The organism is Brevibacillus sp. HB2.2 (genome assembly GCF_013284275.1).
In the GTDB taxonomy this organism is placed as follows: Bacteria; Bacillota; Bacilli; order Brevibacillales; family Brevibacillaceae; genus Brevibacillus; species Brevibacillus brevis_D.
Genome location: NZ_JABSUV010000003.1, coordinates 60,840 through 86,955 on the forward strand (window position 1 = coordinate 60,840; position 26,116 = coordinate 86,955).

The 26,116-nt window shown below is 48.6% G+C and carries 22 protein-coding genes; 6 read left to right on the plus strand and 16 right to left on the minus strand.

All coding sequences use genetic code 11. The features are described 5' to 3' along the window. Positions 1-6: 6 nt before the first annotated feature. From HP401_RS02880 to HP401_RS02915, 8 genes are all read right to left on the minus strand, one after another. Positions 7-270: an HPr family phosphocarrier protein gene (locus HP401_RS02880; protein ID WP_064200285.1), complete on the minus strand. Its 264-nt coding sequence runs from the start codon at positions 268-270 to the stop codon at positions 7-9. A gap of 39 nt (positions 271-309) precedes the next feature. Then, positions 310-1,149, minus strand: coding sequence for a Cof-type HAD-IIB family hydrolase (locus HP401_RS02885; RefSeq protein ID WP_173603994.1), 840 nt, complete (start codon positions 1,147-1,149; stop codon positions 310-312). 13 nt (positions 1,150-1,162) lie between these two features. Next, positions 1,163-2,485 (minus strand): 6-phospho-beta-glucosidase, encoded by a 1,323-nt coding sequence (locus tag HP401_RS02890; RefSeq protein WP_087350465.1) that lies wholly within the window; start codon positions 2,483-2,485, stop codon positions 1,163-1,165. Beyond that, positions 2,482-2,808: a PTS sugar transporter subunit IIA gene (locus tag HP401_RS02895; protein ID WP_016739598.1), complete on the minus strand. Its 327-nt coding sequence runs from the start codon at positions 2,806-2,808 to the stop codon at positions 2,482-2,484. The genes HP401_RS02890 and HP401_RS02895 overlap by 4 nt, the downstream gene beginning before the upstream one ends. Before the next feature lie 12 nt (positions 2,809-2,820). After that, the gene (gene chbG, locus HP401_RS02900) at positions 2,821-3,567 is read right to left on the minus strand and encodes a chitin disaccharide deacetylase (RefSeq protein ID WP_173603995.1); all 747 of its coding nucleotides are present in this window, start codon (positions 3,565-3,567) and stop codon (positions 2,821-2,823) included. A 21-nt stretch (positions 3,568-3,588) separates the two neighbouring features. Next, positions 3,589-4,941, minus strand: a complete 1,353-nt coding sequence (gene celB / locus HP401_RS02905; RefSeq protein WP_173603996.1) for a PTS cellobiose transporter subunit IIC — start codon at positions 4,939-4,941, stop codon at positions 3,589-3,591. Positions 4,942-4,948: 7 nt separating this feature from the next. After that, the gene (locus tag HP401_RS02910; RefSeq protein WP_015893830.1) at positions 4,949-5,251 is read right to left on the minus strand and encodes a PTS sugar transporter subunit IIB; all 303 of its coding nucleotides are present in this window, start codon (positions 5,249-5,251) and stop codon (positions 4,949-4,951) included. Positions 5,252-5,454: 203 nt separating this feature from the next. Next, entirely contained in the window at positions 5,455-8,130 is a 2,676-nt protein-coding gene (locus tag HP401_RS02915; RefSeq protein WP_173603997.1) for a sigma-54-dependent transcriptional regulator, read from the minus strand. A gap of 197 nt (positions 8,131-8,327) precedes the next feature. Here HP401_RS02915 and HP401_RS02920 point away from each other — a divergent pair, with 197 nt between their 5' ends. The 4 genes from HP401_RS02920 to lplT all read left to right on the plus strand — a co-directional run bounded on the left by HP401_RS02920 (position 8,328) and on the right by lplT (position 13,958). After that, complete coding sequence (locus HP401_RS02920) at positions 8,328-9,707, plus strand: sensor histidine kinase (RefSeq protein WP_173603998.1); 1,380 nt, start codon at positions 8,328-8,330, stop codon at positions 9,705-9,707. Positions 9,708-9,726: 19 nt separating this feature from the next. Then, positions 9,727-10,365 (plus strand): response regulator, encoded by a 639-nt coding sequence (locus HP401_RS02925; RefSeq protein WP_173603999.1) that lies wholly within the window; start codon positions 9,727-9,729, stop codon positions 10,363-10,365. Positions 10,366-10,657: 292 nt separating this feature from the next. Further along, positions 10,658-12,766, plus strand: a complete 2,109-nt coding sequence (locus tag HP401_RS02930; protein WP_173604000.1) for an AMP-binding protein — start codon at positions 10,658-10,660, stop codon at positions 12,764-12,766. 1 nt (position 12,767) lies between these two features. Beyond that, positions 12,768-13,958, plus strand: coding sequence for a lysophospholipid transporter LplT (gene lplT, locus HP401_RS02935; RefSeq protein WP_015893834.1), 1,191 nt, complete (start codon positions 12,768-12,770; stop codon positions 13,956-13,958). A gap of 69 nt (positions 13,959-14,027) precedes the next feature. Here lplT and HP401_RS02940 read toward each other — a convergent pair whose 3' ends face one another. Both HP401_RS02940 and recQ read right to left on the minus strand, forming a co-directional pair. Beyond that, positions 14,028-15,953, minus strand: a complete 1,926-nt coding sequence (locus HP401_RS02940) for a bifunctional metallophosphatase/5'-nucleotidase (protein ID WP_375140425.1) — start codon at positions 15,951-15,953, stop codon at positions 14,028-14,030. A gap of 216 nt (positions 15,954-16,169) precedes the next feature. Next, the gene (gene recQ / locus HP401_RS02945; RefSeq protein ID WP_173604002.1) at positions 16,170-17,945 is read right to left on the minus strand and encodes a DNA helicase RecQ; all 1,776 of its coding nucleotides are present in this window, start codon (positions 17,943-17,945) and stop codon (positions 16,170-16,172) included. A 92-nt stretch (positions 17,946-18,037) separates the two neighbouring features. Here recQ and HP401_RS02950 point away from each other — a divergent pair, with 92 nt between their 5' ends. After that, positions 18,038-18,229, plus strand: coding sequence for a hypothetical protein (locus tag HP401_RS02950; protein WP_173604003.1), 192 nt, complete (start codon positions 18,038-18,040; stop codon positions 18,227-18,229). A gap of 113 nt (positions 18,230-18,342) precedes the next feature. Here the strand turns inward: HP401_RS02950 and HP401_RS02955 are convergent, their stop codons facing one another. From HP401_RS02955 to HP401_RS02965, 3 genes are all read right to left on the minus strand, one after another. Beyond that, the gene (locus HP401_RS02955) at positions 18,343-18,888 is read right to left on the minus strand and encodes a VanZ family protein (protein ID WP_173604004.1); all 546 of its coding nucleotides are present in this window, start codon (positions 18,886-18,888) and stop codon (positions 18,343-18,345) included. A 117-nt stretch (positions 18,889-19,005) separates the two neighbouring features. Continuing rightward, on the minus strand, positions 19,006-20,115 hold the full coding sequence (locus HP401_RS02960; protein WP_173604005.1) for a sensor histidine kinase: 1,110 nt from the start codon (positions 20,113-20,115) through the stop codon (positions 19,006-19,008). Further along, complete coding sequence (locus tag HP401_RS02965; RefSeq protein ID WP_217365922.1) at positions 20,105-20,794, minus strand: response regulator transcription factor; 690 nt, start codon at positions 20,792-20,794, stop codon at positions 20,105-20,107. The genes HP401_RS02960 and HP401_RS02965 overlap by 11 nt, the downstream gene beginning before the upstream one ends. 164 nt (positions 20,795-20,958) lie before the next feature. Here HP401_RS02965 and HP401_RS02970 point away from each other — a divergent pair, with 164 nt between their 5' ends. Beyond that, on the plus strand, positions 20,959-21,726 hold the full coding sequence (locus HP401_RS02970) for an SDR family oxidoreductase (RefSeq protein WP_173604007.1): 768 nt from the start codon (positions 20,959-20,961) through the stop codon (positions 21,724-21,726). Between the two features lie 63 nt (positions 21,727-21,789). Here HP401_RS02970 and fumC read toward each other — a convergent pair whose 3' ends face one another. From fumC to HP401_RS02985, 3 genes are all read right to left on the minus strand, one after another. Beyond that, positions 21,790-23,178, minus strand: coding sequence for a class II fumarate hydratase (gene fumC, locus HP401_RS02975; RefSeq protein ID WP_173604008.1), 1,389 nt, complete (start codon positions 23,176-23,178; stop codon positions 21,790-21,792). Positions 23,179-23,793: 615 nt separating this feature from the next. Continuing rightward, on the minus strand, positions 23,794-24,489 hold the full coding sequence (locus HP401_RS02980) for an MgtC/SapB family protein (protein WP_015893844.1): 696 nt from the start codon (positions 24,487-24,489) through the stop codon (positions 23,794-23,796). Positions 24,490-24,644: 155 nt separating this feature from the next. Continuing rightward, positions 24,645-26,000: an MATE family efflux transporter gene (locus HP401_RS02985; protein ID WP_173604009.1), complete on the minus strand. Its 1,356-nt coding sequence runs from the start codon at positions 25,998-26,000 to the stop codon at positions 24,645-24,647. Positions 26,001-26,116 lie beyond the last annotated feature (116 nt).

Genomic DNA, 26,116 nt, shown 5'->3' on the forward strand with positions numbered 1-26,116 from the left:
TCCCTGTTAGATGGCAAAGTTCCTTTCAAATAGGGCCTCAATACTGGCAGCCACTTCCTGCTCATCGGCCCCCTCCACCTCAAACATAATTTCATCTCCGGTCTTTGCCCCCAGAGCCATTACGCTGAGGATGCTTTTGCCATTAGCCTGCTTGTCATTGTAGATCATCTTGACTGACGAGCTGTATTGATTGAGCAAGTTCACCAAGACAGAAGCAGGGCGAGCATGGAGACCTCCACTCACGGCTACTTCCAGGTTCATTCGGATCAATTTCACGCCTCCCTTCCTGTCCTTGTATATGCAATCTTCTCACAAGAAAAACTTCTCGATGACTTCTGCCACCCCATGCCGATCATTCGTTTCCGTGACATGCCGAGCCAGCTGTTTCAAATCATCGGGAGCATTGCCCATCGCCACACCCATTCCGGCGAATTGGAGCATCTCTGCATCATTGTAGTTGTCTCCTACAGCAACGATCTCGTCAGGCTGAATCGCAAGCCTCTCACTCACTACCGCAAGACCACTTGCTTTGGAGATGCCCACAGGCAATATTTCCAAATTATTCGCGCCTGATGCCGTCACGCGAATCCCCGAAAGCTCGGCTTTCTCAAGCTCTTGTCTTGCTTCCAACAGACGCTTCTCGTCTCCCGTGACGAATATTTTCGGAGCACACACCTCATGTTTTCGAACGTATCCGGCTATCAACCGCGAAGCCTGGATTTTGAGCGGGTATTGATTTTTCCAGAGCTGGCGCAGTGTCCAGGCATTTAACAGAGGAAACAAATCTGTCAACTTCCAGGTGCGATTCGTGACAGCATAAGCCTCATGCAGCAACATGACATCCAGGCCATGCGATACGAGTATATCTGTAATCCTCGCCGCTATCTCATGCGGAATACGCTGTACATACAGCACCTGATCCGTCTTGGGGTCTGCGACGTATGCGCCATCATGGGAAACAAGCGGTGCGCTGATCTGGAACTGCTGCGCTAACGATTTGGCCGATGGGTATGCCCTGCCGGTTGCCAGTGTGACGTGGACTCCTTGCTGCACTAACTGGGTAATGGCCCGCTCTGTTACTTTGGATAAGGTGTGGTTCGACATCAAAATCGTTCCGTCCACATCTAAAGCGAGGAGTTTGTATTTCAAACGAGTTCCATCCTTATGTGACAGGCTTGAAAAACTGGGGCAGATGCTCCTTGTGCGCCTCCAGCATTTCATCGAGTATTTTTTTGGCGATCACATCAGACGGCACCAGCGGGTTAATATTCATCGCCAATAGCGCTGTATGGTAATCACCGGTTACAGCCGCCTCAGCTGCCACTCGCTCAAACGATTTGATTTGCTGTACGAGTCCACGCACGGGAACAGGCAAGTCACCAACAGCCAAAGGAATCGGCCCTTCTCTTGTAATCACGCAGTTCACTTCGACTGCCGAATCATCCGGAATGCTGGCAATCGCCCCATTGTTGCGAACATTTACCGTCTGGATATCGCGCTTGTCGTTGTAAATGGAGTAAATCAGATTGCAAGCAGCCTCACTGTAATAGGCCCCGCCACGTTTCTCCAACTGCGGAGGCTTGATATCCAAGTCTGGATCTTCGTAGAGCGCAAATAGCTCCGCTTCTACCTGCTTGACCACTTCAGCCCGCGTACCCTTCTGCTCCGCTTCTTCCAGTTCATGCTCAAGCATCGTGCGCGTCTGGTAGTAATAACGATGATACGGGCACGGGAGAATCCCCAGTGCTTTGATGAAATCCTTATCCCAACCAAGGTCCAAAATGTTTTGCATCGTAATGCCCGATTGGTCGCCCGTTATTTTATCCATTACCTGGGAAATGACATTTTCCCCATCCAGGTACACACCCAGTCCGAAGATCATATGATTCAAACCGGCAAAGTCAATATGAACCCGTGATTGCTCGACGCCTAAAACAGAGGCAACACCCATTTTCATCCCGATGGGAACATTACACAGTCCAATGACCTTTTTGCGGTTGGTATACCGCAGCACTGCCTCTGTGACCATTCCAGCCGGATTCGTGAAGTTAATCAGCCAAGCATCTGGACATAGCTCTTCCATGTCACGACAAATGTCCATAATGACCGGAATGGTACGCAGGCCTTTGAACAAGCCGCCAGGTCCATTCGTTTCCTGACCGATCACCCCGTATTTCAAAGGAATCCGCTCATCCTTGATTCGCGCATCCAATAGACCCACGCGCATTTGTGTCGTAACAAAATCTGCGCCCGCAAGTGCTTTTCGCCGATCCTGCGTCAAATGGATCTCGATAGGCACCCCTGCCTTCTCTACCATCCTTTTTGCCAAGGCACCTACTGTTTGCAGCTTTTTCTCGCCCTCTGGAATATCAACCAGCCACAGCTCTCGCACGGGTAATTCATCGTAGCGCCTGATAAAGCCCTCCACCAGCTCAGGTGTATAGCTAGACCCTCCACCGATCGTTACAATTTTGATTCCGCTCATACTCCTGCCTCCTTGCCTGCATGGATTTGGCTGTACAGCTCTACAAACTCCGTTGCCAAATCCTTGACTGTAATTGCGTTCATCAAATGATCCTGGGCGTGAATCAAGAGCATGCTGATCTCAGTCTTTTCGCCCGCAATCTCCTTCTGGATAAGTGCCGTTTGATTTTGGTGTGCAAGACCGAGCTCTTCTCCCGCACGCTTCAGCGCATCTTCTGCTCCTGGCAAGTCTCTATTTTTAGCCAGAGCGATCGCTTCCATTGCCAGACTCCGTGCGTTTCCTCCGTGAAGTATTAGTTGAAAAATAACGTCTGTATGGTCCAAATCTATCTCCACCTATCCAAGTTCGCTAAAAGTCACGAGCTGTATTTTTTGATCACGAATGTACTGCTTTAACTCTGCTGCTGTTAAGATCTTCAATTCTGTGGTTCGTTGCTTTGCGTATGAACTGCCTGTCAGTACCGCTTCGTCCAAATAGGCAGGGTGCGTCATGATCTCAACCACAGGATAATCTGACATATCCTCTACGATCCTGACGAAGGATTGTACGGTTAGGTCGTCTCCATAAAAATGATGAGAAAAGCCTTCTGTCGTCAAAACACTCGATTGGTCCCGCTGCTCCTGTGTCCCGGACATCCAGGGATAGCGAACTGGCACCCTATATTCCTCTGCCAGCTTCAGAACAATCGGCAAAACAGCTGGATGTGCATGTACATGGTGGTGGCTGTCGATATGCGTCAGCTTGAGCCCCGACGCAACAAACCTCCCCAATTGAGCCCGCAGCTCCCGCTCAATCTCCTCCGGTGCAGCAGAAATCAGATGATCTTGCCCACGTCGGAAACGCCCCTCTCCATCCGTTAGCGATGGTACATCCTGACTAACTGGCGATCCGCATGTGAGTACCAGATGAATGCCTACTCCGAGCGTCGGATGTTCTTTGGCCAGCCCTACAGCGTGCTCGAACCCCTCCATATTGACCATCAAGGTCGCAGAAGTAACGACTCCTTCCCGATGTGCTTCGACGATGCCCAGATTGACGCCTTTGGAATACCCAAAATCGTCTGCATTCACAATCAATTTCATAGATAGCCTCTCCTCTTGCGTTTACATAGACACAGCATTACTATCGGAAGCAGTGCTGGCTTTTTCTTCGCTTACCTTTTGTTTATCCCACAGACGGAAGAACGGATAGTAGATCGCGAGCGCTATCACGAAGTTCACCGCTTGGAGAACCATACCCGATACCTTCCCACCAGTAGCCAAATATCCACTGATCAACAATGGTGTCGTCCACGGAACTGCTACCCCGCTTGGTTTTGCCACCCAACCGAATGACATGGCCAAATAGCTGATAATGACCAATACGACAGGCGCCAGAACAAATGGGATGATCAAAAGTGGATTCATGACAATTGGCATACCGAACGTGACAGGTTCATTGATGTTAAACAAACCAGGTCCAAGCGAAAGACGGCCAATGTTTTTCATCTGTTTACTGCGTGCCCGAAATACCATTAAGACGACGAGGGCTAACGTAGCACCCGATCCCCCAGCGAATATCCACATGTCAAAAAATTGCGTAGTGACGACGTTTGGCAATTCACCGTTTGGATTAGTCTGGAATGCGGCTCGGTTCTGGTCCATCAGCGTCAGCCAAATGGGACTCATAATGCCACCGACAATCGCCGCACCGTGCAAGCCAATGGCCCAGAGAATGTGAATAAGCAGCACGCATAAAATGGCCCCAATCAAGCTGCTGCCAACAGCGCTGAGTGGTCCGACGAGCAAATCCTTCACAATATTGTGAATACTTTCGAAGGACGTGTTTTCAAGGAGGATACGCAATAACCAAACCACCAAAAGCACCGCACCAGCTGGGATCAATGCCACAAAGGAACGGGAAACTGCGGGAGGCACTCCGTCTGGCATGGTAATGACAATTTTCTTTTGAATGATTTTGCGATAAATCTCTGTCGACAATATACCCAATAGCATCGCGACAAATAATCCCTGACTGCCCATCAGTGTGAGAGGAATGACTCCGCCCACCTCTTGAGCTGCACTCGCTCCTTCCGGGGTGAACATGATTTTATATGGAGTAGCGAGCAAGAAGGATGCGACAGAAATGGCTCCTGCCGATAGCGGGTCGACCTTGTATTTCTCCGCCAGTCGGTAGGCGACACCGAAGCTGACGATCAAGGCCATGACGTCAAACGTAGCACCTACGGGATACAGCAGCTTGGTCCGCCATTTTTCACCGAAAATCCCAATCATGAATTCGTCATAACCAGGTATAGGTATGAAGCCAATGATGAGGAACATTGAACCAATGATCAACAAAGGCAATGTAAGGATAATTCCGTCACGAATAGCCTGCAGATGCTTTTGCTCCGCAATTTTTCCCGCTACCGGCATCATGCGGTTTTCCATAAATGAAACAAATCCGCCCACACGCATCCCCCTCCTACTGTTTTAGACGAAGCGCAAACTCAAGCACGTTTTTCCCGTTCAATGTACCGTAATCGACCGTGCTGATTACATCTACAGGAATTCCTCTGGATGCCCCTTCTTTTTTCATCTCTGTCAGCTTGTAACGAACTTGTGGTCCCAGCAAGAGCACCGCAGCTTGGTCAATATGATTTTTTACCTCATCTGCGGAAACTGCCCATATTTTAGCGTCCAACCCTTTTTCTCTGGCAGCCTCCTCCATTTTTTGAACCAACAAGCTTGTCGACATACCCGCTGCACAACACAATAAAATATTCATTGTACCCCCTCCTCTCAACGAGTGATGCCTTACTGAAAGAGCAAGTTTCGTGCCAAAACACCAAAAATGTATGCGCTTACCAAAATAACCGCATAGTCAGGCATATTTCGCTACCTCATCGCCCGTCACTCTCACTAGTGTTTTTATGTAAGCGCTGTAGTGTTTGATTTTGAATAGGGAAAAGTCAAAAAACAAAACACTGGTTACGCCAGTGCTTTGTTGTGTATGAAGAAATTCATGATAAAACAAACATCGTCTTCGCTGATTACTACCTCATACTTATCTTCCAGGGGCAATAATTCATGTCGGATTAAGCTGTACAGCTTGCGGTTCTCCAGCAAAAAACTGTCTTTTTGAATATACGCCACGGATTGCGTCCCTGCTTTCAAGCGATCAACCAGGCAGCAGATGTGCAAGTAGGCCCCAATTCGCGTGTCAAAAACCAAATAATTGTTCAGTCGCTCCTCCATACGGCCGACACACATCCTCACGTCTGCGAGAATATCTTGTCCGTCTACCATTTGTAGATGCTCTCCTAGCGACTCTTGCATCTTCAAGTAGGCCTCTTCCAGATCGATCACTTGCTGGATATCAGACATCGCCTCTCCATTCAAAACATCGTCCATGCTATGGTGGCGCAACTCGCGGTCGAGAATGTAATTGCTCACAACGAAGAGAATTTTTCTCTCCTCCTTGATTTTTCGAAGCTGACTGCGGGCTTGAGCCTTATCGATCAGTTGCAGCGGCACAAATTCCAGCAGGCTATCATCGTACCTAAGCCTCGATTCCAGCAGCTTTTTCAAAAACAAGGCACTGCCTTCCCCAGACAGGCAGGCAGCGACGATCGTCAGTGCCGGAATATGCTTTTGCACCTGCTCCTTCGGCTGCTCCTCCCGCTGGTAGAGCGAAATGCCCAAAACATCACGGTAAACATCCTCGAGTGAATGACCGAGCATGGCTTTTCGAGTGGCTTCAATTACATGCGGCGTGCTGACCATCGGAATGACCTTGACCGGAATGCCGATCTCCCGCTCAATAATCTCGCCAAAGCCGAGCAGCGACCCCATATCTACGAGCAACAGCAGTCCAGCCTTGCCGATCTCTCTGGCTACTTTCAGTGCTTTTTCCAAAACACTCATGGAGTCTTCTTCAAGCGGCAGATCGATGGCTCTCGCATATTGTGTGACCAGCAATCGGTTCGTCACATCGACCATCGCTGTCGCACCACCGCTGCCGTGCGTAATAACGAGCACCCCGATTGTTTCCCGTTCTTCCTCCATGCTGACATCGTCGAGCACGAAAAACATGGTCAAATATCCAGCCTCACCAATCGGCAGATCCATGAGTATCGCTTCTTCTATCATGCGCACGCATTCTAGCGCCACAGCAAACTCTTTCTTGTATTTGATTCGGACGTGGTTGATTTGCGGATTCACGATTTGCTTGCCTTGTGCAAGGCGCTCCTTCGACGTCTGAATATGCAGCGCGAGACCAAAGATCACCTTCTGGCTCAAAATCTTCTCCAGCTTGGCCTCTGCAAAGCGAACGATCTCTTCCACGAGATGAATGATGAACGGGTCAATAATTCGGGCCATGTCGCCCTTATTCACGCGTTGATGGACGCCTTTGATAAAGGTTGTAAAGTAATTCTCGATGTCAAACTCCAATTCTTTTTCACTCACACCGAGGTTTTGTAGCTCGTATATTTTTTGCTCGATTTTTTCATAGACACTGTCCGTCGTATCCCCTGTTTCTCGTCCGATCCAGATGCCCTCTTTGGATGGCTGCACGATAAAGCAGTTGTGCTCCGTCCCAATGATTTCATCTAGCTCCTGCTTGTAATCCTTCACCAAAAGCAGCCCTTGCTTGACATGATGCGGCAAATCCTGAACCGATACGTGCAGCTGATTCTTTTTTAACGAAATGAATTCGGCATAGGCGCTGGCGCAGGTGAGCTGAATATCCGTTTTTAACTGTCCAATGTTATTCGGGCAGTGATAGCACAAGAATGCCTGCACAGCATTGGCCGATATCTGAATCTCTCTCCCCAACCGAAAAGCCTCTTCTTGAAAAATCTCCATCGTAATACGAAAGCGCTCTTCCAAGCCACGCTCCACTAAAGATGGCAGCTTGATGACCATGGGAATTCGCCTCATGAACGTTTTTAAGAGACTCGACTCCGGATTTTCTGTCGTGGCCATGACAATCTGTACCTGAGCCGTCCGCTCCATCTCTGTTTCCCCTACGCGGCGGAATATGCCTTTATCCATAAAGGTAAAAAAGATTTCCTGTCCTTCCGCCGGCAGTCGATGCACTTCATCGAGAAAGAGAATGCCACCATCCGCCTTCTCCACAAGTCCTTTGCGATCCATCTCCGCTCCGGTGTACGCCCCTTTTTTGACTCCGAACAATTGACTGATTAAGAGCTGCGGGTTGTTGGCATAATCGGCACAGTTAAAAATCACGAAAGGAGCATGCTTTTCCAGGCGTCCAATATCAACGGCAAACTCGTGAATCATCCCGGCGAACCACGACTTCCCTACACCTGTTTCTCCCAAAATCAAGCAATGCATCCCTCTCGGCGGATACAAAACGGCCGCCTTTGCCTGCTCAATACGCGTGATCAGGCTCTTGTTGGTTTTCGCCAGCCTGTCCAGCGACGTCTCCGCCAAATAGAGCGAATCGTTTCCTTGCTTGGCAAAAAACAGCGTCGGACGGCCTTCTTCCTTCTCGATTCGGCCTTCCTTCCACAAACGGTTCAAATCACTGCTCACATTCGCTCGACTCAAACCAAGCCTCTCAGCCAAATCTGAAGCGCTTACTTTTTTATCAGGACCAGCGTCTACTAACGTCTGGAATATTAAATCTAATCGTTTCACTCTATCACCCGCCGTTGAATAGATAGAAAGTCACGAAATGCACAACCAATCCTTTTCATTTCCACGAATATTTGGAAAAACCTGCTTGCTGCTTTTTCCCCTTCCCCCGTTTTTGTCCCGATGATTTATTTTTCCGTCTCCTTTCCCTGGTGTACGATATAATAGAGAAATAATGATTGACAGGAGATAGCAAATCCATGATGGTTTTTATCTTGTTTACCATATGGGCGTTAGGTCTGTTTGTGCTGTTCACAGACCCGAAACGAACGTCGATCCGCTGGGCTTGTGCGACTGCCTTTGTTGGGGCTGGGGGCTTTATCTCAGGCGTGATTGACGAGACGATCATGCCCTATTTTGCAGAATATCTGGCCGCACAGCCCGGGACCACGAACACCCTGATAATGGCGAGCCGCATCTCCTCCTTTATTTGCCAGGTGGGTTTGCCTTACACGTTTCTCATGTTTGCCGTACACTCAGCTGAATTTTTGTCTCGCAGAGTAAAGCTGACGATACAATATGCTGCGCTCATCCTGCCGCTTGGGATGCTTTGGATTACACCCGTTTATCCCGAGCTGCTTTTTAACTACTGGATTATGGTGGCATGGGTGATTCCGTTTTTTCTATTCTCCTGTACGCTGCTTGTCGTGCAGTACATGCGAGAAAAAGATCCACTTGTGAAAAAGAACAGTTTTTTCACGAACGTACTCATCATCATCCCGTTGTTTTTCGTCTTTATTTTCATCTATATCATGCGTATCCAGAACGATTACGAGGCTTGGCGCTACAACATGCTCGTGGTCACGATCCAGTTTATCCTGATCGTTGCCATCAGTCTGAAATACGGCTTCCTTGGCGTCCGTCTCCGCGTGGAGAAAAAACGTCTGGACAGTACCTTGCGCGCCTTGACTTCCGGTGCACAAATCATTAACCATACGATCAAAAATGAAGCAGGCAAAATATCGCTGTATGCCGACCGTATCGAGACATATGCGGATGAAACCAACCAGCCGTCGCTAAAAGAAGACGCGCTTGTGCTGATGCAATCCTCGCAGCATATGCTGGACATGATGAATCGGATTCAAAACCAGCTGCGGGACGTCGAGCTGCGCGAAGAACCATGTGACCCCGGCCAAATCATCGGGCAAGTCACACAAAATTTAACGCCCTATATCCTGAAACAACAGGTAGAAGTCGTTAGTGAAGTGGACGAAACACTTCGCTTGTATGGGGATGGCGTACAACTGCGCGAAGTCATCACCAACTTGTGCATGAATGCGCTGGAAGCCATGAAGTCGGGTGGCAAGCTCCATCTTCAGCTATTTATGTCTCACAAGCATCTCATTATCACGGTCGCAGACACAGGCACAGGCATCACAAAAGAGAACCTGCCTCATGTGCTCGATCCTTTTTTCTCGACAAAACGGACAGGGCAAAACTTTGGGCTTGGGCTCTCCTACTGCTACAATGTCATGCAAAAGCATCAAGGCCAACTGGAAATCTACAGTGAGCAAGGCAAAGGAACCACCGTTTTCCTGTTCTTCCCGAAAAAGCGCGTCATCATAAACGACTCTGAATAGCGAAAGGACGCTCACAATCATGAATCCAATCAGGGTATTTTTAGTAGAGGATGATCCCGTCTGGCGCAAAGGTCTCATTGACTTCCTGAACAAAGAGCCGGATCTCACTGTAGTAGGGGAAGCCGGGTTCAAGGCAGAAGCAATCGAGCGCTTTTTGCCTGCCAAAGCGGATGTCGTCTTAATGGACATTAACTTGACCGAGAACAATCTGGACGGGATCGAGACGGCAATCGAATTCATGGCCCTCCAGGCTGACAGCAAAATCATCATGCTCACCTCTCTGACAGACGAGGCAGTGATCGTGGAATCATTCTCAGCGGGTGCCGTCAATTACATCAGCAAATCGAACTTCAAGGAAATTCCCGACGCTATCCGTGCCGCTCACAACAGCCAATCTTCCATTCACCCTACGGCAGCTGCGGCACTGCGCAACGAATTTTTGCGTTTGAAAAACGATGAAAATCAAAAGCTCTTATCTCCCGCAGAACGGGACATCCTACAGCTAATCCACCAAGGTCATACGCAAACGCAGATTGAACAATCTCTCCACATCACGAAGCGTACGATCAAAAACCACATCAACCGAATCCTCAAAAAAATGGGCGTCAAAACAAGCAAGGAAGCGGCCGCAAAAGCCAGCCAGAAAAAGCTATTCTAGGTCTTATTACCAGGTACCAATGAATGTTGGTACTTTTTTTACATGCTCCACTCTTTACAATTAAAAGTGCGAGATCAAAAAGTCGACTTTTCAGCATCGAGAAAATGGCGAGAAGCTGAAGAAGGAGGAGCGGAATGTAGGGGACCTACATGAGCACCGGACTTCGAAGGTGAACGCCAGTTTCGATGCCGAATAAGCTTTCTAAACTACTTCATGATCAAAAGTCGGCTTTTTGATCAACCTCTAAAAGCTATAGAGCAACTCACTTATCCCTTGTAAAGGTGTGGTCCACATGGCCCTTATTTATTCTTTCTTAAAATCGATTCTGATGCTGTGGTTTCGTCCTCGTGTGCTTGGGCTCTCCAAAATCGACTTGTCGAAGCCATCTCTTATCACTCCCAATCACGTTTCCTTGTTAGATGCGGTACTCCTATCCTTTTGCTTGCCAAAAGAAGCGACCTTTGTCGTCAACACGGAGATCGCCAAGCGGTTTGCGTTTTTCCTCCGCTTCCGCAAGCATATCGCGATCGATCCGCTGAACCCGTACTCCATCCGCCACATGCTCCGCGTTATTCGCAACGGACAGACGCTGGTGATTTTTCCAGAAGGCCGGATCACGACGACGGGCGGCATTATGAAAATCTACAGTGGTGTTGGCTATCTCGCTCTGCGAACTGGTGTAACGGTTTACCCAATCATTATTAGTGGTCTGGAACGTTCGATCTTCTCGTATTTGAAAGGAAAGCTGAAGCTCTCCTGGTTCCCTGATGTGACCATGACAGTAGGCACTCCGTTCACGATCGAGCGCGATCCAAAATTGTCGATGCGCGAACAAAAAGCCACGGCCAATGATCGTATTCTGCGTACTCTTCAAGAAGGCTTGTTCGAGAGCCGAATGAAGCAAAACGTGAATCTGTTTGATGAAGTTCTCGAAGCAGCTCGCCTGAATGGTGCAAAAATGGAAATCGCCAAGGACCTGACGTCCGCGATCGACTACAAGACCTTGTTAATCGGCAGCTACCTACTCGGCAACAAATTGCAGCCAATGCTCCTGGGAAAGCCGGTTGTCGGTGTATTCCTTCCCAATTCAGTGGGTCATCTCGTAACGTTGCTATCGTTGTTCCGCATCGGAGCCACTCCAGCCATCCTGAACTTTTCGCTTGGTATTCGCTCCTTGATGGATTGCTGTGAGACTGCCCATATCGATACGATCCTGACATCGCGTGTATTTATTGAAAAAGGAAAGCTCGAGCACATCATCGCAGGTCTTTCACCGAGCATGAAAATCATTTATCTCGAGGATTTAAAAGCATCCGCGACTGCTTTTGACAAAGTGTCTGCACTCTTCTCTTATTTGCGGAAGAAAAAAGCTTCAGCGACAAGTAACGAGCTGATCCTCTTCACCTCCGGCAGTGAGAGTAAGCCAAAGGGTGTCATTCTGACGCATACGAATCTGTACGCGAATATTCAACAAGTGACTAGTGTGATTGATATTACGAGTCGCGACAAGTTTTTCAATGCCCTGCCTATGTTCCACAGCTTCGGTCTTACTGCGGGAACACTTTTACCGGTCGTGAAGGGTATCCCGGTTTATCTGTATCCAAGTCCGTTGCATTACAAGGCGATTTCGGAATTGGTTTACGATCAAAACGCAACGATCCTCTTCGGAACCTCGACCTTTATGGCTGGTTACGGACGTATGGCCCATCCTTACAACTTCTACACCTTGCGCTACGTATTTGCAGGTGCAGAAAAGCTAAAGGACGATGTGCGCAAGCTGTGGATGGAAAAGTTCGGTGTGCGGATTTTTGAAGGCTATGGGGCAACGGAAACAGCTCCGATCCTGTCGCTCAACACCCCGCTGGCTAACAAACCAGGAACCGTCGGGCGTTTGATGCCAGGGATGTCCGCCAAGCTGGAACCAGTAGAAGGAATCGATGCTGGCGGAGAGCTTTTGGTGAAGGGTCCAAACGTCATGAAGGGTTATATGATTCACGGAAAGGGCTTTGTTCCCGCTGAGGAATGGTACCACACAGGTGATTTGGTTACCGCTGACAAGGACGGCTTTCTCAGCATTCAATCCCGCTTGAAGCGCTTCGCCAAAATCGGCGGCGAGATGGTTTCGCTCAATCTGGTTGAAGAACTGGCTATGCAATGCTTCGGACACTCCGGTTTTGCTGCAATCACAGTGAATGATCCGCGAAAAGGTGAGCGTGTCCTGCTATTTACCACAGATGAATCGGTTCAGCTGAGCCAATTACGCGCGTATTTGACGGAAAAACAATACTCGCCACTTCTCATCCCAGGTACGATGCAAGTCATCAAGGCTCTACCACTTCTCGGTAGCGGAAAAACGGATTACGTCAGCCTGAAACAACTGGTCGAAACGGGAGGAAAATGATGTGAATATACGATTAAAACCACTACAAGCCCTGTACTTCACTCAGTTTCTATCGGCCTTTGCCGACAACATGATTTTGTTTGTCATCGCGAATCTGCTGCGGGAGAACGGTTTTTCTCCCGCGATGCTTGCACTCGTATCGATTTCATTCTTTCTCCCTTACATTTTTCTCGCTCCATTAGTTGGGCCTTTTGCCGACAAGCATGCCAAGTCAATCGTGCTGGTGATCGGCAACCTGATTAAAGCGCTTGGTGTCGTCTTGCTGTTTTTCATTGACCAGTCGAGTATCATCATGCTGATGTTGTGTTACTTCACAGTAGGAGTCGGAGCGGTCGTGTATTCTCCAGCCAAGTACGGAATTTTGCCGGAGCTGACTCGAAATGAAGATGAACTGTTTCATGCGAATGCACGCATCGAAGCCTATACGATCTTTGCGATTTTGACAGGAATCGGTGGTGGTGGAGCCATCGCGAACATGACGGCACCGCTTATCTCGTCAGGAATTTGTCTGCTGATCTATCTGCTGTCGCTCGGTATGACTTTCTTCATTCCGCGCATGAGAGGGAATGCATCCATTCGCTATGGAGCAGAAGCCCGACGCTTTTTCATCGACTTCCAGCACTTGATGAATCGTCCGGAAACGAGCTTTGCCCTGATTGGAACCGGAGCATTCTGGATGTCCTCAGCTGTCCTGCGCGTGGCCGTTTTGGCCTGGATTCCTCTCGCGCTAGGAATTAACCCGGAGAGCTTCTCTGTATCGCTGATTCTCGCAACGACATCCATTGGAATTATCGTGGGGGCTTTTCTCGCTCCGAAGCTCATTCCTTTGACTCATTTCACTCGATCGCTGACATACGGATTCGGAATGTTTCTCATCATCGTGCTATTTCCTTGGACGAATCTGACCTTTGTTGCCATCAGTTTATTGCTTCTCGTCGGGTTCATGGGCGGCGTGTTCATTATCCCGATGAATACGGTCTTGCAGGACGAAGGCAAACGGATGGTCGGTTCAGGAAAAACGATTGCGATTCAAAACTTCATCGAGAATCTGCTGATGGCAGTAGGCTCCGGCATTTACTACCTGATCACCTATATCGGCATTTCTATCTCCGGTGCGATTGTTGGTCAAGGGCTACTGCTGCTCGGGTTCCTGTTGTACTTGGTGAAGTATCGCAGACGTATCGTGCGTTGACAGATTGGCGTGATAGAAAAAGAAAAAGCCGTGACCACTAGTGTCACGGCTTTCTGGCGTCTATCTATGTTATTTCTTTTGCTGGGTGTTAGTTGTCGGTGTACCCGATTTTTCCGCAGCCTTTCTCGCTTCGTTCAGTTGATGATAAAATTCACCTTTTGTTTTGAGGGTCGAAAACTTCGCTGCATTGATTTTTACTTTTGCAGACAGCTCGGTGATTTCTTCTTTGGTTACCGCGTCCTTGATGTTGATGGAAGCGATATTGGTGTATTTGCCATCTGCCGTTTTCGGAACGCTCAAAATGCCTGCATTGATCAGCTCTACTATGTCCTTGCGTACAGGTGCTGTGGTGTCCACACCTGTAATCTTCCAATTGTTTTGTACTTTTGGCTCGTAAACGCCCTTTTTCACTTCTTTCAGGTACGCAATCGCACGGTTGCGGATCGTTCCACCTGTTTCACCAAACGCAGTATTGTCTTTGGAAGACCACAGCTGTTCGAACTTGCGTCCTTCCAACGCGCCACCTTTTGCCTGCAAAGCTTCCATCCGGTATGCGTTCATTCCGAGCTTCAAGGTATCTGTAGCCTTGATCGGTGTCTCATCGAGCTTGCGCAGGTTCGTGATGCGGCTACCGTATGGCTTGGTCAGGTCGATTTCGTATTTCACGCCACCGAAGAAATCGTTGGTGCTGTATTTGGAAGCGCGGCGTTTTGGATCAAAGCTGACTGTCACGTCGCCAGGGCGCGTGGAATTGAAGTAGCCCACAGCCCATTCCATATAGTCCTTCAAGTCTTTTCCGGTTACTTTGTATACGGTAATCTCGCCACCCGCGTATTGGTAGTTGTAGGCGATATCCTTTTTCTTGATCGGACCGACATCCAGCTTGGCTTTGTCGTTGTCGATCTGGTGAGCAACCATGTCTGCTTTACTGTAGTAGAGCATCACTTCATGGAAAAAGTCAGACAGTGGCGTCTCCTGAATTTGGACCGTCGGGATACCCTCGATCTCGTTTTTCTCTACCAGGTTCATGCCTTTGAGCTCTGCTACGACGATGTTGGCATCTGCACGCGCGAACTCATGAAAAGGCTGGAGCTTGGTCTCCAGCGCTGGATCAGATACCGCTGGTGTGCCATCTGCGCCTTTTACAGGGACCGCAGTCGCTTCCTTGTCAGTCAGCACGAGCTTGCCGTCTTTCTTCTCAAAAGTCAGGTCAATGCGAGAGAGATGTGTACCGTATTTGTCCGGCTCTGTAATCAGAACGCCGTTGATCTCTTCTTTTTTCACGAGCTTGTGCATGTGCCCGGCAAAAATCGCAGTCAGTTCTGGAACGGCGTTCGCGATATCTGCAACGCCCGTACCCGGAATACCGTTTTCATTCTCAATGCCCATGTGCATGAGGCCGATCATGACGTCTACTTTGCCTTCCAGCTCTTTTACGGCTTTCTTGGTTTCTTCTACCGGGTTTTTGATCACGAGGCCATCCAGATGGTCGGTTCCTTTTTCGAAATCGGTAATCATCGGTGTGTTCATCCCAATGACGCCGATTTTTATACCGCCACGCTCAATGATCGTGTACGCAGGCAAGAAACGCTCGCCATTTTCCTTGTAAATGTTGCCTGCCAAAACAGAGCCTTTGTATTGGCTACTGACCTTATCCAATACATCGAGTCCAAAATTAAATTCATGATTGCCAAAGGCCCACGCGTCATAGTTCATTTCGTTCATCGCGACCATGATAGGAGACTGCGGTTGGTCGTTGAAAAGCTCTGCCGAGTTGTCTTGGATCGAATCGCCTGCGTCCAGCAAGACGGTGTTCGGATTTTCTTTGCGAATCTCTTTAATCATCGTGAACAACTGCGTCATGCTGCCATTTGGATTCGGGCCATCCAAAGCATAATCCCACGGCATGAATCGTCCATGAATGTCAGATGTACCCAGCAGCGTAATTTTGGTAGGTGTTGCTGCGGCCTTTACTGGTGCGGCGATCCCCATCATCGCACTGCCTAGCACCATGGATGTAAGTGCTACACTTAATAAACCCTTCGCTAGTTTTTTCATGTTTTCCCCTCTGTCTCTCTTAATCTGTCAAAGCCCCTCGATGGTGTTACTCTAATTGTCCTCCTGTTCTATTTTGTAAGAAAATTCTGGGTGCTATCTAACTATAGCAGGCATGTGAAAGGAAAAATAGCAAAAAAAGCCGTGACGTACATGTCACGACTTGATCGCTGCATAGTTCTGCAAACACTCCAGAAAGAGTTCTCCGTACTTCTCAAATTTCGCCTCGCCTACTCCTTTGATCTGGAGCATGGCCTGTTTGTCAGTCGGGCAAACACTGCTCATTTCCTTCAAGGTACTGTCTGGGAAAATCACATACGGCGGTACTTTTTGCCGCGTCGAGATTTCTTTGCGCAACGCGCGCAGGTGCTCGAACAGCTCGTCATCCTCTGTCAGCTGCACAGGACGTATCGAGATTTTTTGCACAACGCGCTCTTCGCCCCGCAGAACAGGCAATGCCCGCTCCCCCAGCTTTACGATTGGATATTGGCTCTCCGTTACTTGCAAATACCCTTCGGCAATGAGGAGCTGAATCAAGTCTGCGATCTCTTTTTCCTTGTACTCCTTCATCAAACCATACGTCGGCAACTCATCGAAGGAAAACTGGGTGACCTTCTTGTTTTTGGAGCCTTTCAGTACCTGCGCGACGAGTGCGGCACCGAAGCGCTCTCTCATACGTTTGACGCAGGAGAAAATCTTCTGCGCTTCGAGTGTAATATCGGACAGCTCGGTCTCATCGGTGCAGTTCGCACAGCGTCCGCACGCGACAGCATCTACTTCGCCGAAATATTGCACGATGTTTTGCTGCAAACAGCGCGGCGTCCGGCAATAGTCGATCATCGCGTACAGCTTTTTGTACTCCAGCTCCTTGCGTTCGTCCAGCAGTTGATTTTGCTCGATAAAAAACGTTTGCGTCTGGATATCCTGGGGCTGAAACAGTAGGATACACTCACTTGGCTCCCCATCGCGTCCTGCACGGCCTGCTTCCTGGTAATACGCCTCCAGGTTTTTCGGCATGTTGTAATGAATGACGTAACGCACATTGGACTTGTCGATGCCCATACCAAATGCATTGGTCGCGACCATCGTCCGGACATCATCGTACAGAAATGCTTCCTGGTTGGCCGCACGCTCCTCTTCCGTCAGTCCTGCATGGTATTTGGTCACAGCAAAGCCACGCTTGTCCAAATCTGCATGCAAAGCGTCCACGTCTTTTCTCGTTGCCGCATAAATAATCCCCGCCTGCTGCTTATTCGCCCGCAAGTACGCGTGGATGAATTCTCGACGGTTCTCTCCCTTGCGTACAGACAAGATGAGATTGTCTCTGCCAAACCCTGTGATAAAAAGGCGTTCGTCCTGTAATTCTAGCTGTCGCTTGATGTCCTCGGTTACCTCCGGTGTCGCTGTGGCGGTCAAGGCTGCGACGAGCGGACGCTGTGGCAAGGATTGAAGAAAACGGGCAATTGCCAAATAGCTCGGACGGAAATCGTGCCCCCACTGCGAGACGCAATGCGCTTCGTCCACTGCCACAAACGAGATCGGAACATCTTGAATCAGGTTTTGGAACGCTTCGGATTCCAAACGCTCTGGAGCGATATACAGCAGCTTGTACTCTCCTCGGGCCGCCATACGGAGTCGGTCGCGAACCTCGCTATAATCTAGTGAGCTGTTAATTTGGGTGGCGGGAATGCCCATGCTGACCAGTACGTCGACCTGATCCTTCATCAGTGAGATGAGCGGGGAGATCACGATGGTTACGCCGTCCTGAAGCATCGCTGGGACTTGATAGCAGATGGATTTCCCGCCGCCGGTTGGCATGATGCCTACTGTGTCATGTCCGGCTAACAGGCTCGTGATGATTTTCTTCTGGCCTTCTCGGAATGATTCGTAGCCAAAGTACTTTCGTAAAATTTCTTGCGCTTTATTTAACAAAGAGAATCACCTTCTCTTTCGACGGATTTTCAATGGGTTTCTTACTAGTGTAAACATAGGTATTGGGACAAAACAAGGGGGGACTGCTTTGTTTGAGTCAACATGGTGGAGGAGAAGAAAAAGCACAGTTCTCTTCGACTCTGACACGCCCGCAAGAGGGGATTCACTGGCCGTCTACATTTCAAAAAGGGGACCGTCGACCAAAGCCACCCTACGGGCGGACGTTTCTCAAGGGAGAAGTGTTCGACAAGCGTGGTCCCCTTTTTGAAGTTCCGACTGGGTAGGCGTTGTCAAGGTCTGCGAGCCCTGTGCTTTTTTTCTCGCCAGCTTTCTTTGCTCACCCACACCTTTTTTAATAATAAAGAAAAAAGCACCACAGGGGTGCCTAATAAGTAGCCTAGGAAGAGACGGACAAAATGAACCGTTTTTTCTGTAGAATCCAGATGAACAAGTAGAACACATATCCAATTATACCGCCCGCTGTATTTAATAGCAGGTCATCGACATCGAACGTTCCTACGTTCATTACGAGTTGTGTCAGTTCCACGCCGAGGCTTAGCATTAGGGATAGCTGGATGACCCTGAACAGGGAGCCGGCTTTTTTCGGGAACAAGAGTGACAGCAGGAAGCCAAATGGCATGAAGGCGATTACGTTGCCTACGAAGTTCACTGCACTGTGCCAGCTTTGGTTATTTCGTATCAATTTGATATAGTTCTCGATTTCGTGAAAGGGCACCAAATTGCTCCGGTATCGTAAGCGCTCCACAATCACAGAGGGATCTTTCCAAATGATTTTACACTGATCCAATAGCAAGCTGCTATCCAAACTGCCGAATTTAAGCAGCAGTACCTTCACGACGAGAAACAAGTAAAGGGCAAACACTGCATAACCTGCAATTACAAGCAGTTCTGTCGGTGTCTCCACTTTTTGCACGTTATCCATTGTCAAACCCTCTCTTCATCAGTTTTTTGAGCCGCTTCTTGTAACCTTCATGTAGTCAGGATAGACTTTTCGATTAAAATTTACAGAAACGAAAGGTAAAGAAAAAGTAAAGCTTTCTCAAATGCTTGAGATTGTACGTGGTAGCCAAACGGTAAAGGTCGTCCATTCGCTTGTGCTTTCGGCAGAAATGCTGCCTTGGTGCAGATCGATGATGCTTTTGGCGATAGCGAGACCAAGACCCGAGCCTCCTGTCTCTTTCGAACGGGAGCCCTCCACCCGAAAAAAGCGTTCAAACAAGCTCGGCACATATTCAGCCGGGATCGGCGCTCCGTTATTGGCAACAGAAATCGCGACACCTTCTCTTTGACAGAAGACACGTATGATAATTTCCGTACCATCTTGCCCGTATTTCACGGCGTTGGAAATGAGGTTTTCCAGAACGCGAACGAGCTTGTCAGTATCTCCTGCCATTTCGATTTTTTGATCGGGCGTATCTACGATTAAGCGCAGCCCTGCCTCATTCGCCACGAGTCGAAAGCCGACCGATACTTGCTCAACCAGTTCTACCAAGTCAAACTGCGTTCGCTTCAAATACGCCCCGCGATTGCGGACCTTCGTGTACTCAAATAGATCATTGACGAGCACGTTCATCTGTTTGGCCTTCTCATAGGCGATATGGGCGTAGTGCTTGAACTTCTCCTCGTCCTTGTGTTTGTTCTGCTCAATCAGCCCAAGGTAGCCAATGATGGAGGTCAACGGCGTTCGCAGATCGTGGGAAACGTTGGTGATCAGCTCGTCCTTCGATTGTTCCAGCCTCCGCTCCTCTTCCATCGCATCCAAGGCGCTTTTGACCAGAGCATGGATGCTATCGACGACTTGACCCAAGCTGCCGTTCGGACGAATGGAAATCTGGTGATGATAGTTGCCTTTTGCAATGAAATGCAGCTCGTTTATGATTTGCTCCATCTGCTTTTGTTCCAGATACTTGCGGATACGAACGACCGACCACGCCGCAAACATACCGGTTGCCAACAAAACAATTGGGATTTTAAAGGAGTTGATATCGAAATTGACCCGCAACTTCCAAATGAACTCTCTGATTTCCGGAATGGTGTACAAATAGTTGTTAGCAAAAAAATCAACCATTTGGAAAACTGCGTAGATGATCATGAGGCCAAGCAGCAAATCAAAAAGGATGCGAATAAAATCCTTGGCTCTAAGCTTCAATTTTATAGCCGACCCCCCAGACCGTCTGTATCACCTTCTCGCCATTGGTCGCCTTCTCCAGTTTTTCCCTCAAGTTGCTGATGTGAACCATTACCGTTTTGTAGGAAACGAAATTCTCCATTTTCCAGCAGCGGTCAAAAATTTCTTCCGAGCTAAATACCCGATTCGGATGACTTGCCAGAAGATGCAGGACAGAAAATTCCAATGCCGTCAGCTTGATCGGGGTGCCTTCTTTTGTCTGAACGAAGTGGCTTTGCTTGTCGATAATCAGTGGCCCCGCCTCAATCACATGATCCTGTTTGCTCGCCTGTGTGTAGTTCGACCGTCGCAGGAGAGACTTGACCCGCGCAATCACTTCCAGCGGATTAAAAGGCTTCGCCACATAATCGTCTGCACCCGTCATCAAGCCCAGGATTTTGTCCATATCATTCGTTTTAGCACTCGCCATCAGGATGGGGATGGTCGAGTTTTTTCGTATGCGCTTGGTAACTTCCAGCCCATCCAGATTGGGCATCATGACATCCAGAATGACGAGATCGATGGGCTTCTGCTCCAGCCTCTCCAGCGCTTCCAAACCGTCAAAAGCCTTTTCAATCTCATACCCTTCGTTGCTCAAATATATCGCCATCAGCTCTACAATCTCTTTGTCGTCATCTACAATCAAAATCCTCACAGACAAACACCTCCGAACGCGTGCGTAGTAGATATAGATAGCCTTACTATAACAAGAATTGTTAAAGAAAAGGTAAAGCAAGTAAGACCAACCGCCGAATGAGAGAGCAATATTTCAAACATCCCCTTGTGTTATAACTAACTTGAATTTCAATCAAGGGAGATGAAACCATGGGTAATTTGAAGGAGAAAATTGCAGTGGTAACCGGAGCAAGCCGTGGGATTGGTCGTAGCATCGCATTACGTCTGGCGCAGGATGGCGCATTGGTCGCCGTACACTATGGAAGAAGACAGGAAGAAGCAGAAGCAGTCGTACGTGAGATTGAACTCGCTGGAGGCCAGGCATTCGCAATCGGCACAGACTTGCGTACCCTTGACGGCATTCGTAATTTTTATTCGACATTGGACGAAGCACTGCAGAAACGTACAGGAGATCATCGTTTTGACATTCTCGTCAATAATGCTGGGATCGGACAAATCTTAACGTTGGAAGAGGCTACCGAGGAATCGTTTGACGAGGTCATGAACATCAATGTCAAAGCACCGTTTTTTATGATCCAACAAGCTTTGCCCCGCCTAAGAGAGGAAGGCCGTATCATCAATCTCTCATCCCTTGTGACTCGTGCAGCTTCCCCAAGTGTGTTCACTTACAGCATATCGAAGGGGGCTGTTAACACACTAACGCTAGCTCTGGCTAAACAGCTGGGGAGCCGTCATATTACAGTAAACGCGATCCTGCCTGGCATTATTAACACCGATATGAATGCTGGTACGTTGCAAAATAATCCGGATGGACAGAAGTATGCCGCTGGACTTTCCACCTTCAACAGATGGGGAGAGCCTGATGATGTAGCAGATGTTGCCGCCTTTCTCGCTTCTTCGGACAGCCGTTGGGTAACCGGACAATTGATTGATGCCAGTGGTGGTTCCCATCTGTAATGGTTCTCAAAATAATAACCGATGGCCACAAGCGCGGGACCATCGGTTTCATTTATGAAGATCTTATTCTTTAGGATGAATCATTTGTTCAGGGCGCACGACTTGATCGAATTGCTCTTCGGTTAGCAAATTGCTCTTGATCGCTGCTTCCTTGAGTGTGATGCCTTCTTTGTGTGCCAGCTTCGCAACTGCTGCCGCATTTTCATAACCGATATGCGGGTTTAGTGCCGTCACCAGCATCAGTGAGTTGTTCAGATTTTCTTTGATCACTGTCAGATCAGGCTCGATACCTACAGCGCAATTGTCGTTGAAGGACTTCATCACGTCTGCCAACAATCTTGCGGATTGCAGGAAATTGTAGATGATCACTGGCTTAAACACATTTAGCTCGAAGTTCCCCTGGCTTGCAGCAAAGCCAATCGCAGCATCGTTTCCCATCACTTGGCATACGACCATCGTCATCGCTTCGCTTTGGGTCGGATTCACCTTGCCTGGCATGATGGAGCTGCCTGGCTCGTTTGCTGGAATGATAAGTTCACCGATTCCGCAACGTGGGCCGCTCGCCAGCCACCTCACGTCATTGGCGATTTTCATCAGATCCGCAGCCAGTGCTTTGAGGGCACCATGTACATGAACGAGCTCGTCATGGCTGGTCAGCGCGTGGAACTTGTTTTCAGCGGTTACGAATTGGTGCTTGGTTTCCGTGCTGATTTCTGCCGCGACCATTTCACCGAAGCGCGGATGCGCATTGATTCCTGTTCCTACTGCCGTGCCGCCAATCGCTAGCTCACGAAGGTACTCCTTGCTCTCTTTAATCATCTTTTCGGATTTTTCCAGCATTCGTACCCAACCACTGAATTCTTGGCCCAGCGTCAGCGGAGTCGCGTCCTGCAAATGCGTGCGACCGATTTTGATGATCTCCATATAGGCTTCGCTTTTTTCTTTCAGCGTTGCCTTTAACAGCTGGAGTGCAGGCAGTACTTGCTCCTCAATAGCGACCAGTCCAGCCATGTGCATCGCTGTCGGGAATGTATCATTGGAGCTCTGCGATTTATTCACATCATCGTTGGCGTGGATGCGTGCCGAGCTGCCTTTCGCTTCGAGCAATTGATTCGCGCGATGAGCAATGACTTCATTGACGTTCATGTTGGATTGCGTGCCGCTGCCCGTTTGCCAGACAACCAGTGGGAAATGCCCATCCCATTTTCCTTGGATCACTTCATCTGCTGCCGCCACAATCGCTTCTGCCTTTTCATTGTCGAGCTTGCCCAGCTTTTGATTCGCCAGCGCAGCGCTTTTTTTCAGGATGGCAAACATGCGAATCAGTGGAAGTGGCATTTTTTCTTCGCCGATTTCGAAGTTTTGGAAGCTGCGTTGTGTTTGGGCGCCCCACAGCTTATCCGCCGGAACCTTGATTTCTCCAATCGTATCCTTTTCAATTCTGAATTCCATCTCGTATCCTCCTTGTTATCAAGCGTTTTCTTATGTAAAAAAGGATAAGGCAATTCTTCTTCATTAAAATGATAATGATTTTCATTCTTGTTAGCAAGGGATGAAGTGCTTTTTCGGAAAAAATGAAAAAGAATGCTGTCTTCAAACGGTTGGGGTCGGGGGAAGCCCTGCCACATGTCTTCCAGTCGCCTGTATCCTCTCTTCGTTCGGGCGGTCTCCTTCCAGACATGTGACAGTGCTTTCGTACAGCTTATGTGTAGTAGGAGCTTTTACAACGTTTTGTAAGTATTTCAGGAAGACTTCATGAGTTCACTCTCAAGAATGGAAACAAAAGCTACGTAGAAGAAGCGCATTTCCAGTCCAAGCGCCTCTGGAGCCCTACTCAGCGTAGGAAAAAATGGCGGGGGTTTTCAGCTTCACTCATGGAATCCTTCTTCGAACCATCTACGTTTGAAGCGCTCCCGCCATTTTTTCCGAAGCGGACAGTCTTCACCCCTTGCTGGGCGGAGGCCGAAGCGTAGACTGGAAATGCGCTTCTTCCTTCACGACAGCCACTTGAATAATGAAATGAAAAAGACGAAAGCTACATTAGCCTCCGTCTTCTAGTATTCCATATTATCTGCTTTCTACTTCTACCGAAATGACATGATCGACAGCCTTCAACAGGCTGTAAATGTCCGTTGTATACGTATTTTCCGACGCTGTAATCATCATTTCCAGCTTTTGCAGACTATTGTCCAAGTCTTTGACCTTCACCCGCTTCACTTGCAGTTCGAGGTGCTTAATCTGCTTGAACACCAAATCCAAATTGCCCCCGCCTTCGACCACAATCTTGATCGACAAATCTCTTTGTCTGAGTGATTCTGGACCAACCAAGCGAAGGATGACCGGGAACAAATTAATTGCCAAAATAATGAGGATCGTCGCAGTTACTGCCTCAAAATAAAATCCTGCACCTACTGCAATCCCAAGTCCAGAAGCCGCCCAGACCATCGATGCTGTGGTCAAACCTGAAATGACATCATTACTCCGGCGTAGAATAACACCAGCCCCAAGGAAACCTACACCGCTCACAATTTGAGCAGCCAAGCGCAGCGGGTCCATATTCGTGTGTCCGGGCAAGGAGAACCGATGAACGGATTCAATCGAGACAATCGTAATGAGACAGCTCGCAACCGAAATAACCATGCTGGTTTTTACACCCAGTGGCTTGTGCTTGAGCTGCCGATCCATACCAATCATCAAGCCTAGAAATAATGCAACTCCTAGTTTTAGCAAAAAATCATACGTCGTGAATACCGAGAGTGACATGAGTCTCTCCCCCCCTCTGCATTGATGTCAGGTTATCTTCCATCGCCTATGATAAGAAGTATATCTGGTCTTTCACTTAGTGTAAACGGGGCTTTCATTCTTCATGCAAAAAGCGGAAAACCCCCACTCCAGGGATTTTCCGCTTATCTGTTTCCTTATGAATGGCTGCGAATCATGCGTTTCTGTAACGACAGCAGACGTCCAAAAAGGAAGATGGCTCCGGCAGCCAATCCCGTAATCAGACCAATCCAGTATCCGAATGCGGCAAGCGAAGTGAATTTCGCCAGAATGTATCCCAAAGGCAAGCCAATCACCCAATAAGATATCAGCGCAACGATAAAGGTAATGGTCACATCCTTGTACCCCCGCAGTACCCCTTGAATAGGGGCCGCGATGGCATCAGAGATCAGGAAGAGGATCGAGTACATTAAGAAATGCTGGGCAAGCTCCAACACCTCGATGTCGGTCGTGTAAAAACCAGCCACCTGTTCGCTAAACATCAGCAAGCTGATTCCGAACAAAAGGGCGATAACAACAGCGATGCCTATACCCAAATAACTGTACTGCTTCGCGTCCCGGAACCTCTTGGCTCCCACCTCAAAGCCGACGACAATCGTCAACGCCATGGATATGCTCAATGGCACCATGTACAGGAAGGATGCGAAGTTCATCGCTGCCTGATGCGCAGCAATCGTTATCGTGCTGTATTCACTCATGAACAAAGTGACGGCCGCAAAAATGCTAACCTCGCAGAAGATCGAAAATCCGATAGGAAGCCCTAGCTTCAGCAGCTCTTTCCATGCTTTCATCGAGATGCGATGAAATTTGGAGAACAAACCGAACTCAACGAATGGGTGCACGCGATTCACGACAAATAGAGTAATCAGCAAAATACACCAGTATGTGATGCCAGATGCAAGCCCGGCACCGATTCCACCCAGTCGAGGCAATCCGAAGTTACCAAAGATAAGAGCGTAGTTCAACAAGACATTAATCGGCAACGAAAGCAGGGTAATGAACATCGTTACCCGTGTTTGTCCTAATGCATCGATAAAGCAACGGAGCACCGTATAAAGAAACATCGGAATAATGCCAAGAGCGATGGCATGCAGGAAGCCGCGAGCAATCGTACGCACCTGTGACTCCAATTGCATCCAGTTCAGGATCGGATCGAGCACCAAACCACCGACGATGATGACACCAACCGCAATCCCCACACTCAAATACAAGGCTTGCATAACCGTGTAAGACACCTGATCTTGTTTCCTTGCACCAACCATCTGTGCAACCATCGGCATGACAGCCATCAGAATCCCCGTCAAGCCTGCTTGAACAGGTGTCCATAGACTAGCCCCAATCGCTACCCCCGCCAAATCTGTCGGACTGGCGTGTCCAGACATGATGGTATCGGCGAACGTCATCGAAAACAGCGCAAGTTGTGAGATCAAGATCGGAAGCAAAACAGCCAAAAACTGTCGCCATTTTTCTTTTAGCGAATAGGTTTCATTCATTTTTCATTTCCTTCTAACCTTATAAGATGGGCTTATCGTTCAAATTATAAGTATAGCAAAACAAGTAGGAATCGGCAAAATAGTGACTGCACTTAGACGAACAAAAGCCCAGGCAG

Excerpts from the sequence above, each read along its gene's own strand:
- HP401_RS02955 (WP_173604004.1), bottom strand. The coding sequence starts at position 18,888 with ATGGATAACGTGCAAAAAGTGGAGACACCGACAGAACTGCTTGTAATT.
- fumC (WP_173604008.1), bottom strand. The coding sequence starts at position 23,178 with ATGGAATTCAGAATTGAAAAGGATACGATTGGAGAAATCAAGGTTCCG.
- celB (WP_173603996.1), bottom strand. The coding sequence starts at position 4,941 with ATGCGTGTGGGCGGATTTGTTTCATTTATGGAAAACCGCATGATGCCG.
- HP401_RS02940 (WP_375140425.1), bottom strand. The coding sequence starts at position 15,953 with ATGATGGGGATCGCCGCACCAGTAAAGGCCGCAGCAACACCTACCAAA.
- HP401_RS02920 (WP_173603998.1), top strand. The coding sequence starts at position 8,328 with ATGATGGTTTTTATCTTGTTTACCATATGGGCGTTAGGTCTGTTTGTG.
- HP401_RS02980 (WP_015893844.1), bottom strand. The coding sequence starts at position 24,489 with ATGTCACTCTCGGTATTCACGACGTATGATTTTTTGCTAAAACTAGGA.
- HP401_RS02890 (WP_087350465.1), bottom strand. The coding sequence starts at position 2,485 with ATGAGCGGAATCAAAATTGTAACGATCGGTGGAGGGTCTAGCTATACA.
- HP401_RS02985 (WP_173604009.1), bottom strand. The coding sequence starts at position 26,000 with ATGAATGAAACCTATTCGCTAAAAGAAAAATGGCGACAGTTTTTGGCT.
- HP401_RS02970 (WP_173604007.1), top strand. The coding sequence starts at position 20,959 with ATGGGTAATTTGAAGGAGAAAATTGCAGTGGTAACCGGAGCAAGCCGT.
- HP401_RS02930 (WP_173604000.1), top strand. The coding sequence starts at position 10,658 with ATGGCCCTTATTTATTCTTTCTTAAAATCGATTCTGATGCTGTGGTTT.
- chbG (WP_173603995.1), bottom strand. The coding sequence starts at position 3,567 with ATGAAATTGATTGTGAATGCAGACGATTTTGGGTATTCCAAAGGCGTC.
- HP401_RS02910 (WP_015893830.1), bottom strand. The coding sequence starts at position 5,251 with ATGAATATTTTATTGTGTTGTGCAGCGGGTATGTCGACAAGCTTGTTG.
- HP401_RS02925 (WP_173603999.1), top strand. The coding sequence starts at position 9,727 with ATGAATCCAATCAGGGTATTTTTAGTAGAGGATGATCCCGTCTGGCGC.